Source organism: Prosthecobacter sp. GW821-HT29F12, assembly GCF_058803405.1.
The window spans coordinates 4,501,168-4,515,953 of the sequence record NZ_CM179517.1 but is presented as its reverse complement, the minus strand read 5'-3'; the positions used below and the strand labels follow the sequence as shown (position 1 = coordinate 4,515,953).

Sequence of the window (14,786 nt, the reverse complement as noted above, 5' to 3'; positions counted from 1 at the left end):
GCCTACTGAGGTCTGCCGCCGCGATTAAGCTCCTCAAACACTTCGATGAACGCGGCAGCAAGCGCCTGCCAGTCCGCCGCCGTGGTGTCCCAGCCGCTGCTAATGCGCACGACGCGCTTCAGCTCTTCCACGCTGGCACCCAGTGCTGTCACCACGACTGACGAACCTTCCTTGCCCGAACTGCAGGCCGAGCCCGTGGAGATGCTGAAGCCGCGACGCGACAAGCGCGTGAGCCATTTCAGATTGTCATGCGCCGGCATGACCATGAGCGCGGTGTTCCAAAGGCGTGCTGCGGATTCGCTGATCACCCGCAGAGAGTCAAAACACGCAAGCATCTCCGCGATGAAAGCATCGCGCAGCCTGGATTGCGTCTGCTCGACCTCGCTTAAATGCGGGCCGATCGTCTCCAGGGCCGTCACCATGGCTTCAATCGCCGGATAATTTTCCGTGCCTGCGCGCCGTCCGTGTTCCTGCGGACCGCCACGGATGAAGCCGAGTCGTGAATCCTCTTCGGGGAGAACCAGAAATCCGCAGCCCTTGCTGCCGCCAAATTTATGCGCGCTACCGGTGATGAAATCGCACTCGCCAAGATTCGCGGCATCCAGTTTGCCAAGCCATTGCGCGGCATCCGTGTGAAACAGCACGCTATTTTCACGGCAAAGCGAGGCGAGTTCACGCCAGGGCTGCAACGCCCCGCTTTCATTGCTCGCCGCCATCACGGAGACGAGCGCGGGACGCTTGGAAGTGATGAGCTGCTTCAGGTCATCGGCTTGCACAACACCATCCGCATTCACCGGAAGTTCGATCACGTTTCGACGCCGCGCAGCTTCACGCACACTCGGGTGCTCAATGGCGGAGATCACAACAAGGGCATCTGCTGGCAGCGATGCAAACAAAGCGTTGTTCGACTCCGTGGCACCCGAGGTGAACACGATGCGTTCGGCCTCTGCACCCATCAGCGTGCCCAGCCGTTCACGTGCAGATTCAAGCTGCTGGCTCGCCAGCCCCGCGTCGCGATACAGACTCGAAGGATTGTGCCAGTGCTTCTCGCTGGCTTTCAACCATGCCTCACGTGCGGCGGGATGCAGCGGCGTGGTGGCGTTGTGATCAAAGTAGCCGTTCATGCAGCAGTCTTGAAACGGGAGGGCAGCGGGATGTGCAACAGCATCAGGGCAAGCGCGAGACCCATGTACGGCAGCCAGGCATCTCCTTTGCCATTCGAGAGGATGCCATTGACGAAGCCCAGCACGCCGACGCCCTCGCTCAGTGCAAAGACCACGACATTGCCCGCCACAAAACGCCCGCGTTGAGCCGGATCATCCAGACTTAGCACACCTGTTGAAAATCCTCCGAGCAGCAGTTTGCGCAGAAAAAAACTCAGGGCTGCCGCGCTGCCAGCTGCGAGGGCGATGATCTGCCCCAGCGACCTGGCATCACCTTTGGCTGGAGCAAAAGTCATCGAACTCAGCATGACAGCATAAAGGCAGAGCGAGCCGCAAAGCGCGCCCCAGATGATGAAGACGAGAAGTTGAACCTGTTTCATGACGACATCTCCACACGTTGCGGATGGGTGTAAACATTCATCGTTTCGCCACGCAGAAACCCGATGAGCGTCTGGCCCGCCTCCTGCGCGAAATCGACCGCCAGACTGCTGGGCGCGGAAATAGCCGCAACGAGCGGGATGCCACCCGCCAGCGCTTTCTGAATGATCTCAAACGACACTCGCCCGCTCACCAGCAGAATGTGCCGGTCCAGTGGCAGCAGGTCACGTTGCAGCGCATAGCCAAGGATCTTATCGAGCGCGTTGTGACGGCCCACGTCTTCACGCAGCACCAGCAGATTGCCCTCAAGATCAAACAATCCGCTCGCATGCAGCCCGCCGGTTTTGGAGAAAGTCTCCTGCGCAGCACGCAGCTTGTCGGGCAGACTGGCGATTAGTTTCGGTGAGACTTTCCAGTCCCCCTTCACGGCAGGAAACTGCTGAAACACGCTCTCGATGCTCGTCTTACCGCACAGCCCGCAGCTGGAGGCGCTGAAGACGTGGCGCGTCAGCGAGTCCCAGTTTACCACAGCACCACCGAGCAGCACATCGACGATGTTGCCATGCTTGTTGTTGGTGCTGGGACATTGCGAGACTTCCAATATGTCACGCGGGCGTTGCACCACACCCTCGCTGACGAGAAATCCCGCGGCGAGTTCTTCATCATGGCCCGGCGTGCGCATCACCACCGCCACGGAGCGGCCTTCCACACGGATTTCTAGAGGTTCCTCGCGGGCGGTGACATCGCCGACCTCGCTGCTGCCTCCAGCAGTGTTCACCTTGTGCACCTGCACTGCGGCCATGGCTGAATTTTCCGCGGTCATTACGAGGCCTCCATGAAATCAGCGGGCAGCACTCCTGCCGGTACCCGGCGCGGTTCGGCGATGAGGCGCACCATCTTGTCAAAGACGTCGCGCCCACGAATGATCTCGATCTCGACGCGCATGAAGTAGAAAGGGATGTCGGCGACAGGCAGTTTGGGAAAGCGAACAAAGTCTTTCTCCGTGGTGACCATGCAGTGCACGTCACGCCGCACGCAGCGCTCGACGAAATTTTTAAGCTCCGGCCCGCGGAAGCGGTGATGGTCTGCGAATCGGGCGATCACCTCGACCTTTGCGCCAAGTTTGCGCAGCCCGTTTTCAAAACTCTCCGGCACAGCGATGCCGGAAAGAGCGCCCACAAATTTATCACGCAGTCCGTCGATCGGCAGGCGCTCGCCGGTGTGGATGTTTTCGTAATGCATCGCACGGTGGCGGCATTCGATGATTTCAGCGGCGCGGTTGTAGCGGCGGATCTGTTTGACCACATCCTCGCTGTCGCCGTCGGACTTGGTGATGAAGATATAGCTGGCCCGGCGCAGGCTGCGTGGTGGTTCACGCAGGGTGCCGCGTGGCAGCATGTAGCCATTGTTGCCAAACACCGCTGTCTTGTCGATCAGCACGATGTCGTGTCGGTGCTTGAGCTTGAGGTATTGCAGGCCGTCATCCAGCACAAGCACATCGGCGCCGAAGCGCTGAATCGCATGCGCTCCGGCCTTCACACGGTTTTTGTCCACCACGACGGGGATGCCGGGGCAGTTCTTCGCCAGCATGAAAGGTTCGTCCCCTGCGTTGTGCGAGTCCAGCAGCACGTTTTCACCATCAGAGACGATTCTTGGCAGCGGCTCAGGCGGCTTGGGAATAAAGCCCAGGCGTGCGGCCATTTTTTTTGAGAACGGCAGCTTCTTCTGGCGCTTGCTCTTGTAGCCACGGCTGAGGATGCACACGCGGCGGCCATGCTCATGAAGGGCCTTCGCCAGCATCTCCACCACCGGTGTTTTGCCCGTGCCGCCGACGGTGAGATTGCCCACGCTGATAACCGGCACACCCAGGTGATGGTCATGGATGTAGCGGTGACGGTATAGATAGAGCCGTGACCGTACCACTGCTGAGTAGATGCCGGAAAGACCACGGAACACGACCCGCAGCAGCGAAGCGCGGATGCCACGGCGATTGTTGATCACCACGTCGATGACGAAGTTTTCGATGTCTTCCAGGGTGTCTCTCACAGAAGGGTATTGGAGGCGGGAAAGCGCACCTAGTCAACGAGACGCCTTGCTGTTTGCACAGGAGTTTTGTAGCCTCCCAAATATGAAATTCATTTCCTGGGCGCTGCTGGGTCTGATCATGGCATTAAACACCGTTCAAGCCCGCACATTGTCCGAGGCTGCTGCAAGGTACTCCAAGGAGCTCCAAGCCGGGTGCATCGTCACGGCCGAGCGCAGGGGGGACGAGGTAAAATACGCCATCTCCGGAAAGGCTCCCGAGGCCGGGGATGAAAAGCCCGAAAAACTGGTTTTTGAAATTGGCTCCATCTCCAAGGTGTTTACCGGCCTGATGCTGGCGCAGGCAGTGGTGGAAAAGAAAGTCACGCTGGATACAACGATCGGCACCCTTCTGGCCAAGCAGGTGAAGTTTGCAGATCCCCGCGTCGCGGCGATCACGCTAAAGCAACTGGCCACCCACACCAGTGGCCTGCCGCGCCTGCCGGACAATGCCATTGCGGGAGCCTTGGAGGAGGACCCCTATGCCAGCTATGATGGCAAGCTGCTGCTCAACTATCTGGCTTCAGCCAAGCTCGACGGCGAAGCGCCTTTCACCTTCAGCTACTCAAACCTCGGCGCTGGGCTGCTCGGGCATCTGCTAGGAGAGGTGTATCATATGACATGGGATCAGGCGGTGGTGGAGAAAATCTGCCAGCCGCTGGGCATGCAGGACACCGCCTTGTGGCCTCAGACCAAACGGCGGCTGGCCATACCGCATGATGGCGACAAAGAGACGAAACCCTGGCATTTTGTCTCCCTGGCAGGTTGCGGGGCCCTGCGGAGTACGGCGGCGGACATGATGACATTCGGCGAGGCACTGCTCCATCCTGACAAGACTTCATTGAAGGAGGCCTTGGCACTCACCCTGCGGCCGCAGGCTGACTCACCGTCCCAGGGCGGGCAGATCGGCCTGGGGGTGCTGATGGGGAAGTTTGAGGGTGAGATGACCCTGCACCATGACGGCAGCACCGGTGGTTTTTGCTCCGGACTGCAGGTGATTCCAGCGAAGGGAATCGTGCGCGTGGTTCTGATCAACAACAACAGCATCGCTGGCAGCCAGGTGATCGCCGGCACATCCGAGGTCAAGCCGGTGGATCCCGCCACGCAGAAAGAAATCACCCTTCCTGCGGATGTGCTGAAACAGTATCCCGGCGTCTATGATCTCGACCGCGACTTCCGCTTCACCGTGCTGCTGCGTGACGGCCAGCTTTATGTGAACCTGACCGGCCAGCCGTTCATCCAAAGCTTTGCCAAAGCGCCGGATCGTTTCTTTTACAAAGTGGTTCCTGCGGAGATAGCCTTCAACCGTCGTGAAGGGGTGATCCATTCACTGACGCTGTTTCAAAACGGCAACGAACTCACCGCCAGGCGCAGCAGCGCCCCGCCACCAGAGTACCAGCTGCGTCCCGACAAAGAGCTGCAGCCCTACGCAGGCAAATACGATCTGATGGGTTCGAAGGCGATCAGCGTCACCGTGCAGGCCGCAACTCTCTTTGCGCAGCTTGAAGGGCAGCCTGCCATGCCAGTGTTTGAAACCGCGCCCGACCGTTTCGAATACGATGTGGTGAAAGCCGTGCTCATCTTCGCGCGGGATGACAAGAAGCAGATCAACGGCCTCACGCTCCTGCAAAACGGCATGACTGTGCCTGCACCCCGTGTCAAGAGCCCGACCAGTGACCCGAAGCCGTGAGGCGGTTTTCCTTTTCGGCCAGCGCCAGGATCGTCTGGAAGTGCGGGCTCTTGCTTTCGCGGTGCACCACGCTTGTCTCGATCTTTTTAAATCCTGCACTGCTGAGCATGTCGTGCAGATCGCTCTCAGAAAAGCCGAGCCACACGTCGGCATAGAGATCACGTGCCTGCTCAAACTGATGCTTGAGGAGATCCAGCACCACGATGCGTCCGCCTGGCCGCAGAATGGTCAGCGCGGCTTTGAGCGCCTTTTCCGGATTTTGCGCATGATGCAGCGCCTGACTGAGGAAGACCAGATCCACACTCAGCGGCGGGATCGGCGGTGCCTCAATGTCCCCGAGGCGAAATTCGAGGTTCGTAAAACCATGCTTCTGGGCCAGCTCCGCACCATAAGCCACCATCTTCTCGCTGTTATCGACGGCGATTACTTTTTTCGCCCGCTCGGCGAGCAGTTGCGAAAGCGTACCCTCGCCTGCGCCGAGATCGGCAATGACCAGCGGCGGCATGAGTTTTAGCAAAGTCTCGCCCAGCCCCTTCCACGAACGGCCTGGGATGTAGTGACGGCCAAACTTGCCCGCCAGCGCATCAAAGTAGGCCTTCGCTGTTTGTACCCGCTTGCGCAGCACGATTTGCAGCGCCTCCGCGTCCTTGGTCACCTCCCGCAGTTCAGCCCCCGCCGCCTCCAGCAGCGCGAGAAAATGCTCATGGGTCGGCAGATCCTTCGCCGCAGGTTCGTCGAGCTGATACAGGCGGTTCTTGCCACTGCGTCGATCAGTCACCAGACCTGCCGCTTTCAATTTGGCCAGCTGGGCGGAGATATTGGACTGCGGCAGAGACAGGACCTCTTGCAGCTCAGCCACGCTCAGTTCTTCATGCTTAAGCAGCAAAAGCAGCCGCACCCGCGTCGGGTCGGCAATAAGGCTGAGCGATTTGAGTACAGAAGCCAAGGTGAAACCATCGTATCAACGCATCATGATACATCAATGCCAGAATTTCTGGCAGGTGATCAGAGCTTTGACGCCGCCCAGATGCCCGCCTTGCCCTGCTGGGCGCGTCGCTTCAGTTCCTGAAGCTCAAGCGCGTAGTCATTGATCGAGCGTGAATCCGCTGGCAGGCTCGAGGTCACACCCGCCACTCGGGCGTAGCCCTGCTGCACCAGCAGATCCGCCAGATACACCTGCTTCCCGGGGCTGATCTCCACCAGAATCAACGCGTAGTAGCGGCTGAGTCCCGGCACCTCCTCCCAGCGTGTCATCACCGTGAACGGCTGCTGCTTGAGCAGCTGCGTCACATACTGCGCCGCCCTCTGCCCCTCCTCGATCACGCGCTGGCTGCTCACGCCAAAGTAACGCGCCTGCTCCTGCACGCGCTGCGGATGAGTCAGCGAAATGTCCGGTGCGTCCACGAAGTAGAGCACGAAGATGTGCTCGTCTTCTGTGTCGCTCACCTTGATGCGCAGCGTGTCTGCCTCGTTGGCGCGGCTTTCGATCAATTTGGCCTTGGGGAAGATCTTGAACTGCTGCAGCGGTACACGGCTGGCGTCCGCCATCGCCTGACCCACCGGGACATGGGCCACGGCCACAGGCAGCGCCTGCTGCGGCGCGGGACGGCTCTCTTTCAGCAAAACCGCCACGAGTACGATGATCAGCACCAGCACGCAGGTGATGGCGAGATTCAGCAATGTGTCACGGAAAGGCATGCTCATGCGGTCGGGGATGGAGCCTGCCTACTGTCCAGCGTTCAGGCGGGTGCTCAAGCCGCAAGTGCAGCGGCGGTGAGAATGCTGCCTGCCGCCACCCATGAAATCAGACAGGAAAGAATTTGGCAACCCCCTCGTAATTGGTATGACCTCCTACCAATTGTATGACGATTACCCCGCTCAAACCCACCCCTTCGCTCGTTGAGCAGGTCTGCTCACGCCTGGCGCGCCAGCTGCGCGACGAGATCGACTCCGGAGATGGCAAGCTGCCGCCGGAGCGCCTGATGGCCGAGCGCCTCGGCGTGAGCCGCACCGTGCTGCGCGAGGCAACGAAGCGGCTCGAACTCCAGGGCCTGCTCGAAATCCGCCACGGCAGCGGCATCCGCGCAGTGAACCGGCTGCACAAACCGCTGAGCGGTTCCTTGTCGATCCTGCTTCCCGAGCTGCAGGAGCGCCTTCGCCAGTTGAGCGAGGCCCGTGCCGCCATCGAGCCAGAGATCGCACGGCAGGCCGCCTTGAAGGCTAAAGTCCCTGATGTGAAGCAACTGCGGACCATTCATGAGCGCCTGCTCGCGGCTGAAACGCACGATGAAGCCGTGGAGGCAGACATCGATTTTCACCGCACCCTGGCCCGCATCGCCGGTAACGAGATCTTGAAGCTCATGCTCGAATCTCTGGCTGACCTCGGGCGTGAAAGCCGCCGTGTGACGATTGGCAATGTCGGCAGGCAGCGCGCCATCGACCACCACGCCACCATCTTGAATGCAGTGGCCGCGCATGATGCCAACGCCGCCGCCAAGGCGATGAAACATCACATGGACGAAGCCGCACACGATCTGGCTGCCAAAGCGAAAACCAAACGATGAAAACCACGCTCTTCATCCTCCTGGCAGCGGCTCCCGTACTGGCTGTCGATTTCGACCAGGACATCCGCCCGCTGCTGCAGCAGCACTGTGTCGAATGCCACGGCGAAAAAAAGCAGAAAGGCGAGCTGCGCCTCGATGCCAAAATCTTTGCGTTCAAAGGCGGCCACGATGGTCTGGCCATCGTGGCGGGTGACACCGCCAAAAGCCTGCTGCTGCAAAGAATCAAATCCACCGATGACGACGAGCGCATGCCGCCGAAAGGCGAGCCGCTTTCACCAGAGCAGATCGCCTTGGTGCAGGCGTGGATTCAAGCCGGGGCCGTGTGGCCCGAAAACGCCGCCGACAAAGCCGCCGCCGTGGACAAGCGCCTCCAGCATTGGTCCGTGCAGCCTGTGAGAGCAGTCAAAGGCGCCTCCATCGACTCCTTGATCAACGCGAAGCTTGCGGAAAAAAATCTCGCGATGTCGCCCGCAGCGGATCGTCGCACCTTGATCCGCCGCTTGAGCTTTGATCTGGTCGGCCTGCCACCGACACCGGAGCGGGTGGATCAGTTTGTGAAGGATGCAGACCCCAAGGCCTATGAAAAGCTGGTCGATGAACTGCTGAGTTCCAGCCATTACGGCGAGCGCTGGGCGCGGCACTGGCTCGACATCGCCCACTATGCCGACACGCACGGCTTTGAGCGGGATCAACTGCGTCCGAATGCATGGCATTATCGTGACTACGTCATCGAGTCGCTCAACACCGACAAGCCCTACGACCAATTCATCCGCGAGCAGATCGCGGGAGATGTCATCGCGCCGAATGATCCGCAAGCCGTCATCGCCACCGGTTTTCTCGCCGCCGGTCCGTGGGACTTTGTTGGGCAGGTGGAAACCAAAAGCGACATGCTCAGACGCGCCGCCCGTGCGGGCGATCTCGATGACATGGTCACCCAGGTCATCACCTCGACCATGGGCATCACGGTGAACTGTGCACGCTGTCACGATCACAAGCTCGACCCCGTCAAACAAGAGGAGTACTATAGATTGTGGGCCGTGTTTGCCGGAGTGAAGCGCGGAGATCGCGAGGTGGACAGCACGGAAGCAAAACGCATCGCCGGTGAGAAAGCTCGCCTCACGCAGGAGCTGGCAGCAGCGCGTGCCCAGATTGCGAAACTAGCCGGCGAGGGTCTCAATCTTGCCGACATGGTGGGAGCTGGTGTCAAAGGTCGTGGCATCGACCTGCGCACCGGCAATCTGACGACCGGCAAACTCGGCTACCATCGCGACATTCAGACAAACCGGCTGCAACGCATCGAGTGGCCCGCCGAGGTGAAGGACGCAGATCGGTTTGTGTCGTGGGTCTTTGTGCCGGATGGCAAGAATCCGGTGCCCGTGGCCCCCAAACAAGAGGTGAAAGGACTGCCCGCCACCAGCGGTCACACCTGGGACACGATCCGCAATGGCCCGCTGAACGCGCAGCGCAGCACGAAGATCGGTGGCGTGGATTACGCGGAGAAAGAGCACTCCATCCTCGGCTTGCACGCCAACAGCGGCATCACCTTTGATCTCGCCAAGATTCGCCAGAGCAGCGGCCTCGGCGTGATGCATTTCACCGCCACACTCGGCTTCGGTGCCGACGCGAGTGCCGCAGCCTCACGCGCAGACTTCACCGTCTATGTGGATGCCGAGCGCAAGTTTCAGAAGCTTAAAATGCGCAAGGATGAGTTCACTCATCTGGACATCGCCATTCCAGCGACAGCGAAAACCCTCACCCTCATTGCCACCGATGGCGGCGATGGCATTGGCAGCGACTTGCTGTTCCTCGGTGATGCACGGCTTGTGCCCGATGTTGAGCACAGCAGACTCACTGACACTGAGCAGGAGCTGTTGAAACACCTGCGGACACAAGCCGTCAAACTGGACGCCTCGCTCAAAGCATTGCCCGAACCCGCCAAAGTTTACGCCGTCGTCAGCGAAGCAAAGCCTCCCGTGATCCAGGTGCAGCGTCGTGGCAATCCCGAAGACCCGCAGCAGGAAGTTCAGCCCGGGGCTTTTGCCTGGGCTCACCACACCAGCATGGATTTCGGCACGAACGCCATGCCCGAGGGGCAGCGCCGCCGCATGCTTGCTGAGTGGATCACCCATCCCGAAAATCCGCTCACCCGCCGTGTGCTCGTGAACCGCCTCTGGCATCATCATTTCAGCCAGGGCATCGTCACCACACCCAGCGACTTCGGTCTCGGCGGAGACAAACCTTCTCACCCTGAACTGCTCGACTGGCTGGCGGATGAGCTGTTACGCAGCGGCTGGTCGGTGAAGCATATCCACAAGCTCATCGTCATGAGCGCCGCCTATCAGCAGCAGTCCACCTCCCACAATGACACAGCACGTCGTCTGGATGCGCAAAATCGCCTGCTCTGGCGGCAAAACCCGCGCCGCCTGGATGCTGAGTCCGTGCACGACGCCGTGCTGAGCGTTTCAGGCGCTTTGAACCCCACCATGGGCGGCCCCGGCTACCGTGATTTCAATTTCACCGAGGCCTATGCCCCCATCTACGAGTACATCACGCCCGACAAGCCCGAACTGCTGCGCCGCAGCATCTACCGCTTCGTGGTGCGCACCACGCCGCATCAGTTCATGTCCACGCTTGATTGTCCTGATCCCGCCAATCTTACCCCGGCCCGCGCACAAACCACCACCGCGCTGCAGGCGCTCACGCTGAGCAACAATGAGTTCATGCTGCAGCAGGCCGCGAACCTCGTCACCCGCATCGAAAACGAAACCGACTCCCGTGCAGCCGCCATCGGCCGGGCCTTCCTGTTGTGCCTGCAAAGGGAACCCAAGACTGACGAACAAAGCGCCGCCACTCATCTCGTCGCCGAGCAGGGCCTCTTTGCCCTCTGCCGCATGCTTATCAATGCAAACGAGTTTGTTTACCTCGACTGAAGCATGAATCCGCCAGCACCAGCCATGAACCGCCGACAAGTCATCCGAACCCTCACGGGCGCCACGCTTGGTGCCGCACTGCCACGACCTATGGCGGCACAGGCAACCGTCGAAGCAAAGCCGAGGCTCCACGTTTACGACAGCTACCGCTGGCTGCGCGGATTCAGCATCATTCCCTCTTGGGCGGCGCGGATTGAGGATGCGTGGTGGTTTTATGACGGTGCCAGGATGCGCGAGGAAGTGGCACTGGCGAAGCAGGTTCACGCCAACTGCATTCGGCTGTGGATCGAATACACGGCGTGGATTCGCGACCCTGAAAAGGTCACGGCAAACTTCATGGATGCCGTCGCGGCGATCGCCGAGAACGGCATGAAGGTCATGCCCTGCCTCTTTAATCGATGGCACGATTCCAAGTTCGACTATGGCGGCACCTATTCTGAAAACATAAAGCCTGGATGGAGCCAGCCATTGGATTATGTGAAAGCGCTCGTCACACCACTCGCCAAGGATGATCGCATCCTCATCTGGGATCTCTGCAACGAGCCCCAGGCTCACGACTTGAATAGCGAACCGAACAAGCGCGAGTTCGCCTGGCTCAGCCAGATTGCCGCCACCGTGCGTGCTTGCGGCGTCCAGCAGCCCATCACCATCGGCACCATGAACGGTAATCGTGGCAGAACGGGCAATATCGAAACCTTCGCGCCGCTCATGGACGTGCTCTGCGCCCATCCTTATGAGCGCAACCGTGATGACCTGGAAAAACTCATCTCCTCTTATCAGTCGCTGCGCCAGATCCAGGGCAAACCATTGCTCGTCAACGAAACCATCCCCGGCTGCCTCGATGATGCCACTCGCGCCGAGGTGGCGAAGTATTACACCACCTTGCTCAGCGATGCCGGCTTCGGCTGGATGGGTTGGGCCTTGCGCGAAGGCCTCGCGATCTCCACGCGTCGCGACCGTTATGATGGCAATGGCATCAATGGCGAGGGCTTTCATCCTTACTTCACCAAGGACGGCAAACTGCGCCGTGGCCTGGAGTTCCTCACTGAGAAACCCAAGCTCCGCGCGCCCTGGGAGAAGGCGTGACCGTCAAATCAAATGAACCGGGAACAAAACGCATGAGCGTGAAACACACCCTTCTCACCGCCCTGCTGCTCGCGCCGCTGGTCATGCTGCATGCCGAGGAGAAGCCTCTGAGCGCGTGGCAGCATCTCGTACGCACCGAAACTTGGACCGAGAAATGGCCAGATGCCTCCGGTAAAATCGAAACGCGCAATGTTACCGCCGAAGTGTGGACGCAGGCCATGCAGGCAACGCTCGACGCCCAAGGCACGCTGCATATTCCGGCGCAATCGAAGCCCTATTACCTCGAAGGCCCTCTCGTCTTGAAATCTGGACAGAAACTCAGTGCTGATCCGACTGCTGAGATTCGCCTCAAGCCTGGCAGCAACACCTGCATGGTGCGCAACGAGCACATTGTCGGCTTCGCGGACCAGCCATTGCCCGCAGACACCAAGCCCGACACCGGCATCACCATCGAAGGCGGCATCTGGACGACGTTGGCGAATGGCTTGAAGGACAGCAATGGCAACCACCGTGGCGCATCGTCGAAAAAGGATCCCGTGCCCGGGACCCATGGCGTCATCCTTCTTCACAACGTACGTCATGTGACCGTTCGCAATATCAGCGTGCGCCAGAGCCGAGCCTTCGCCGTGCACCTGGCCAACGTGCACGACTTTACCGTCGATGGCGTCACACTGGATCGTCACGGACGCGACGGTGTGCATGTGAACGCTCCAGCAAGCCACGGACTCATCCGTCGCGTGAGCGGTGTTTCGCATGATGACACCGTCGCTCTGAACGCCTGGGAATGGAAAAACTACGCGCCCAGCTTTGGGGCCATTCATCACATCGTCATCGAAGATGTTCACGGCTCGCCTGATGGCATCCCGTCGGCAAATTCCATCCGTATGCTCCCCGGCGTGAAACGCTTCAGCGACGGCACCACACTCGACTGTCCTATCCATGACATCACCGTGCGCGGCATCGCCGACATCAGTGACTTCAAACTCTACGACCAGCCCAACCTCGAAGTGGGACGCGATAATGACGCCAGCGCCGGCATCGGCACCTTACGTGCGCTCGTTTTCGAAAACCTCACCTTCAATCGTTCCGGCAGCATTCAAATCCACGCCAACACCGACGGCCTGACCCTCCGCAACGTGAAGCTCAACTTTCCATTCACCGCGGAGTACCACCTCATCGAAATCGGCCCAAAATCGCAGACCTACAAACACAAGTCAGACGACCCGGCCACCTGGACCGAAATCTTCTCCCCCGACCTCGACTGCACCGTGCGCAGCCTGAGTGTCTCAGGCGTTCGCATTCAAGGAGCAGCGACTGATTTGTCCATGGAGAAGGTCGTCCACGTCATCGAGTTGAAGTCCAACCCTGACTACCCAAAGACCACCCCCAAAGGCGGCTCCGGCAAAGGCATTTGGATTCGCTAACTCACCCCCTTTATGAGCACTCACTCCTCCGGCCCCTCGCGCCGCGACTTCCTCCGGAAAATCGGCGGCGGTTTTGGCAGCATCGCACTTGCTTCCTTGCTGGAGCAGGACATTCGGGCCGCCACCAATCCACTTTCCGCCAAGCGACCTCCCTTGCCGGCCAAGGCACGTGCAGTGATTCAGATTTTCTGTCCCGGCGGCCTCAGCCATGTGGATTCATGGGACTACAAGCCGGAGCTGGCGAAGCGCAGCGGCAAGCCCTTCGATCCTGATGGCAAAATGCAGTTCTTCGCCTCCAAGCCGGGCAACTGCCAGGGCAGCTACTGGCCATTTCGTCAGCACGGTCAGTGCGGACGCTGGATCAGCGATCTCTTCCCGCAGCTCGCGACCTGCGTCGATGACATGGCCTTCATTCACTCGATGCAGAGCAAGAGCGCGCTGCATGGCCCTGCCATGTTCATGGCAAACACCGGCTTCATCCTGCCCGGCTTTCCCAGCATGGGTGCCTGGGTCACCTATGGCCTCGGCAGCGAGAGCGAGAACCTGCCCGCGTTCGTCGTGCTGCCTGATCAGCGCGGCCTGCCGCCGGGAGGCGTGATCAACTGGGGCGCGGGCTTTCTTCCTGCCGTGCATCAGGGGACGACCTTGCAGACCGACGCCGAAAAGCCGCCCATCGCCGATCTGTTTCCGCCCAAAAGCTTCGCGCAACTGCGCGGCGACACTGAGCAGACGAGCCGCGATTTTTTACAAACGCTCAATCGCGCCCACGCCGCCGAACGTGCAGGCAACACAGAGCTCGAAGCCCGCATCGCCGCCTATGAACTCGCGGCACGCCTGCAACTTAGCGCTCCTGAAGTCACCGATCTTCGCGGCGAAACGGATGTCACCAAGCAGCTCTACCAGCTCGATCACGAAGACATCGGCCCCTTTGGCCGGCAGTGCCTCTTGGCACGTCGGCTCGTCGAGCGCGGTGTGCGTTTCGTGCAGATCTATTGCGGTGCGGAAAACACCACAGCTAAAAAAATCCGCCCCAACTGGGACAGCCACGAAGACCTCGTACGCGACCATGGCTACTGGGGCCAGGTGCTCGACACCGGCGCTGCAGCCCTGCTGCGCGATCTGAAATCACGCGGCATGCTCGACAGCACGCTCGTCATCTGCACCAGCGAATTTGGCCGCCAGCCTGCGGCACAAGGCAAGGGACGCGATCACAATCCCGGTGCCTTCACCGCCTGGATGTCCGGTGGTGGCATTCAAGGCGGAACAGCTTATGGCAGCACCGATGATCTCGGTTCCAAGGCCGCAGAAAATCCCGCCTATTGCTACGATCTCCACGCCACCGCGCTGCATCAGCTCGGCATTGACCACGAAAAACTCAGCTTCTACAACAACGGCATCAACCGTCGGCTCACCGATGTGCATGGGCACGTCATCAAAGATATTCTCGCATAACTTCTCGCTGCATTTTC

General features: G+C 60.0%; 12 protein-coding genes. 6 read left to right on the top strand and 6 right to left on the bottom strand.

All coding sequences use genetic code 11. The annotated features are described in order from the left end of the window. Positions 1–2: 2 nt before the first annotated feature. The 4 genes from AC3RLQ_RS18540 to lpxK are packed head-to-tail and all read right to left on the bottom strand — an operon-like array spanning position 3 to position 3,587. The gene (locus AC3RLQ_RS18540) at positions 3–1,124 is read right to left on the bottom strand and encodes a cysteine desulfurase family protein (RefSeq protein ID WP_493030142.1); all 1,122 of its coding nucleotides are present in this window, start codon (positions 1,122–1,124) and stop codon (positions 3–5) included. Continuing rightward, positions 1,121–1,543 (bottom strand): hypothetical protein, encoded by a 423-nt coding sequence (locus AC3RLQ_RS18535; RefSeq protein WP_493030141.1) that lies wholly within the window; start codon positions 1,541–1,543, stop codon positions 1,121–1,123. Before AC3RLQ_RS18535 ends, AC3RLQ_RS18540 begins: the two co-directional genes overlap by 4 nt. Then, positions 1,540–2,364 (bottom strand): formate dehydrogenase accessory sulfurtransferase FdhD, encoded by an 825-nt coding sequence (gene fdhD, locus AC3RLQ_RS18530; protein ID WP_493030140.1) that lies wholly within the window; start codon positions 2,362–2,364, stop codon positions 1,540–1,542. The genes AC3RLQ_RS18535 and fdhD overlap by 4 nt, the downstream gene beginning before the upstream one ends. Next, positions 2,364–3,587 carry a tetraacyldisaccharide 4'-kinase gene (gene lpxK, locus AC3RLQ_RS18525; protein ID WP_493030139.1) on the bottom strand — a complete coding sequence of 408 codons (1,224 nt, stop codon included), beginning with the start codon at positions 3,585–3,587 and terminating at the stop codon, positions 2,364–2,366. The genes fdhD and lpxK overlap by 1 nt, the downstream gene beginning before the upstream one ends. 82 nt (positions 3,588–3,669) lie before the next feature. Here lpxK and AC3RLQ_RS18520 point away from each other — a divergent pair, with 82 nt between their 5' ends. Next, positions 3,670–5,313: a serine hydrolase gene (locus AC3RLQ_RS18520; RefSeq protein ID WP_493030138.1), complete on the top strand. Its 1,644-nt coding sequence runs from the start codon at positions 3,670–3,672 to the stop codon at positions 5,311–5,313. Here the strand turns inward: AC3RLQ_RS18520 and AC3RLQ_RS18515 are convergent. Both AC3RLQ_RS18515 and AC3RLQ_RS18510 read right to left on the bottom strand, forming a co-directional pair. Next, complete coding sequence (locus AC3RLQ_RS18515; protein ID WP_493030137.1) at positions 5,282–6,259, bottom strand: ArsR/SmtB family transcription factor; 978 nt, start codon at positions 6,257–6,259, stop codon at positions 5,282–5,284. The genes AC3RLQ_RS18520 and AC3RLQ_RS18515 overlap by 32 nt on opposite strands. 59 nt (positions 6,260–6,318) lie before the next feature. After that, positions 6,319–7,011 (bottom strand): thermonuclease family protein, encoded by a 693-nt coding sequence (locus AC3RLQ_RS18510; protein WP_493030136.1) that lies wholly within the window; start codon positions 7,009–7,011, stop codon positions 6,319–6,321. A 164-nt stretch (positions 7,012–7,175) separates the two neighbouring features. On the opposite strand from AC3RLQ_RS18510, the gene AC3RLQ_RS18505 reads away from it, so the two are divergent. Genes AC3RLQ_RS18505 through AC3RLQ_RS18485 form a run of 5 tightly spaced genes read left to right on the top strand, consistent with a single transcriptional unit; the run spans position 7,176 to position 14,769 of the window. Beyond that, a complete protein-coding gene (locus AC3RLQ_RS18505) occupies positions 7,176–7,877 on the top strand; it encodes a FadR/GntR family transcriptional regulator (RefSeq protein WP_493030135.1) in 702 nt (233 codons plus the stop codon). After that, positions 7,874–10,807 carry a DUF1553 domain-containing protein gene (locus AC3RLQ_RS18500; protein ID WP_493030134.1) on the top strand — a complete coding sequence of 978 codons (2,934 nt, stop codon included), beginning with the start codon at positions 7,874–7,876 and terminating at the stop codon, positions 10,805–10,807. Before AC3RLQ_RS18505 ends, AC3RLQ_RS18500 begins: the two co-directional genes overlap by 4 nt. Before the next feature lie 24 nt (positions 10,808–10,831). Continuing rightward, the gene (locus tag AC3RLQ_RS18495) at positions 10,832–11,893 is read left to right on the top strand and encodes a cellulase family glycosylhydrolase (RefSeq protein ID WP_493030133.1); all 1,062 of its coding nucleotides are present in this window, start codon (positions 10,832–10,834) and stop codon (positions 11,891–11,893) included. 32 nt (positions 11,894–11,925) lie between these two features. Beyond that, a complete protein-coding gene (locus AC3RLQ_RS18490) occupies positions 11,926–13,317 on the top strand; it encodes a hypothetical protein (RefSeq protein ID WP_493030132.1) in 1,392 nt (463 codons plus the stop codon). Positions 13,318–13,329: 12 nt separating this feature from the next. Then, the gene (locus AC3RLQ_RS18485; RefSeq protein WP_493030131.1) at positions 13,330–14,769 is read left to right on the top strand and encodes a DUF1501 domain-containing protein; all 1,440 of its coding nucleotides are present in this window, start codon (positions 13,330–13,332) and stop codon (positions 14,767–14,769) included. Positions 14,770–14,786: the final 17 nt, after the last annotated feature.

Coding starts and splice junctions, on each gene's coding strand:
- AC3RLQ_RS18500 (WP_493030134.1), top strand. CDS start 7,874: ATGAAAACCACGCTCTTCATCCTCCTGGCAGCGGCTCCCGTACTGGCT.
- AC3RLQ_RS18535 (WP_493030141.1), bottom strand. CDS start 1,543: ATGAAACAGGTTCAACTTCTCGTCTTCATCATCTGGGGCGCGCTTTGC.
- AC3RLQ_RS18495 (WP_493030133.1), top strand. CDS start 10,832: ATGAACCGCCGACAAGTCATCCGAACCCTCACGGGCGCCACGCTTGGT.
- AC3RLQ_RS18520 (WP_493030138.1), top strand. CDS start 3,670: ATGAAATTCATTTCCTGGGCGCTGCTGGGTCTGATCATGGCATTAAAC.
- fdhD (WP_493030140.1), bottom strand. CDS start 2,364: ATGACCGCGGAAAATTCAGCCATGGCCGCAGTGCAGGTGCACAAGGTG.
- AC3RLQ_RS18505 (WP_493030135.1), top strand. CDS start 7,176: ATGACGATTACCCCGCTCAAACCCACCCCTTCGCTCGTTGAGCAGGTC.
- AC3RLQ_RS18510 (WP_493030136.1), bottom strand. CDS start 7,011: ATGCCTTTCCGTGACACATTGCTGAATCTCGCCATCACCTGCGTGCTG.
- AC3RLQ_RS18490 (WP_493030132.1), top strand. CDS start 11,926: ATGAGCGTGAAACACACCCTTCTCACCGCCCTGCTGCTCGCGCCGCTG.
- AC3RLQ_RS18485 (WP_493030131.1), top strand. CDS start 13,330: ATGAGCACTCACTCCTCCGGCCCCTCGCGCCGCGACTTCCTCCGGAAA.
- AC3RLQ_RS18540 (WP_493030142.1), bottom strand. CDS start 1,124: ATGAACGGCTACTTTGATCACAACGCCACCACGCCGCTGCATCCCGCC.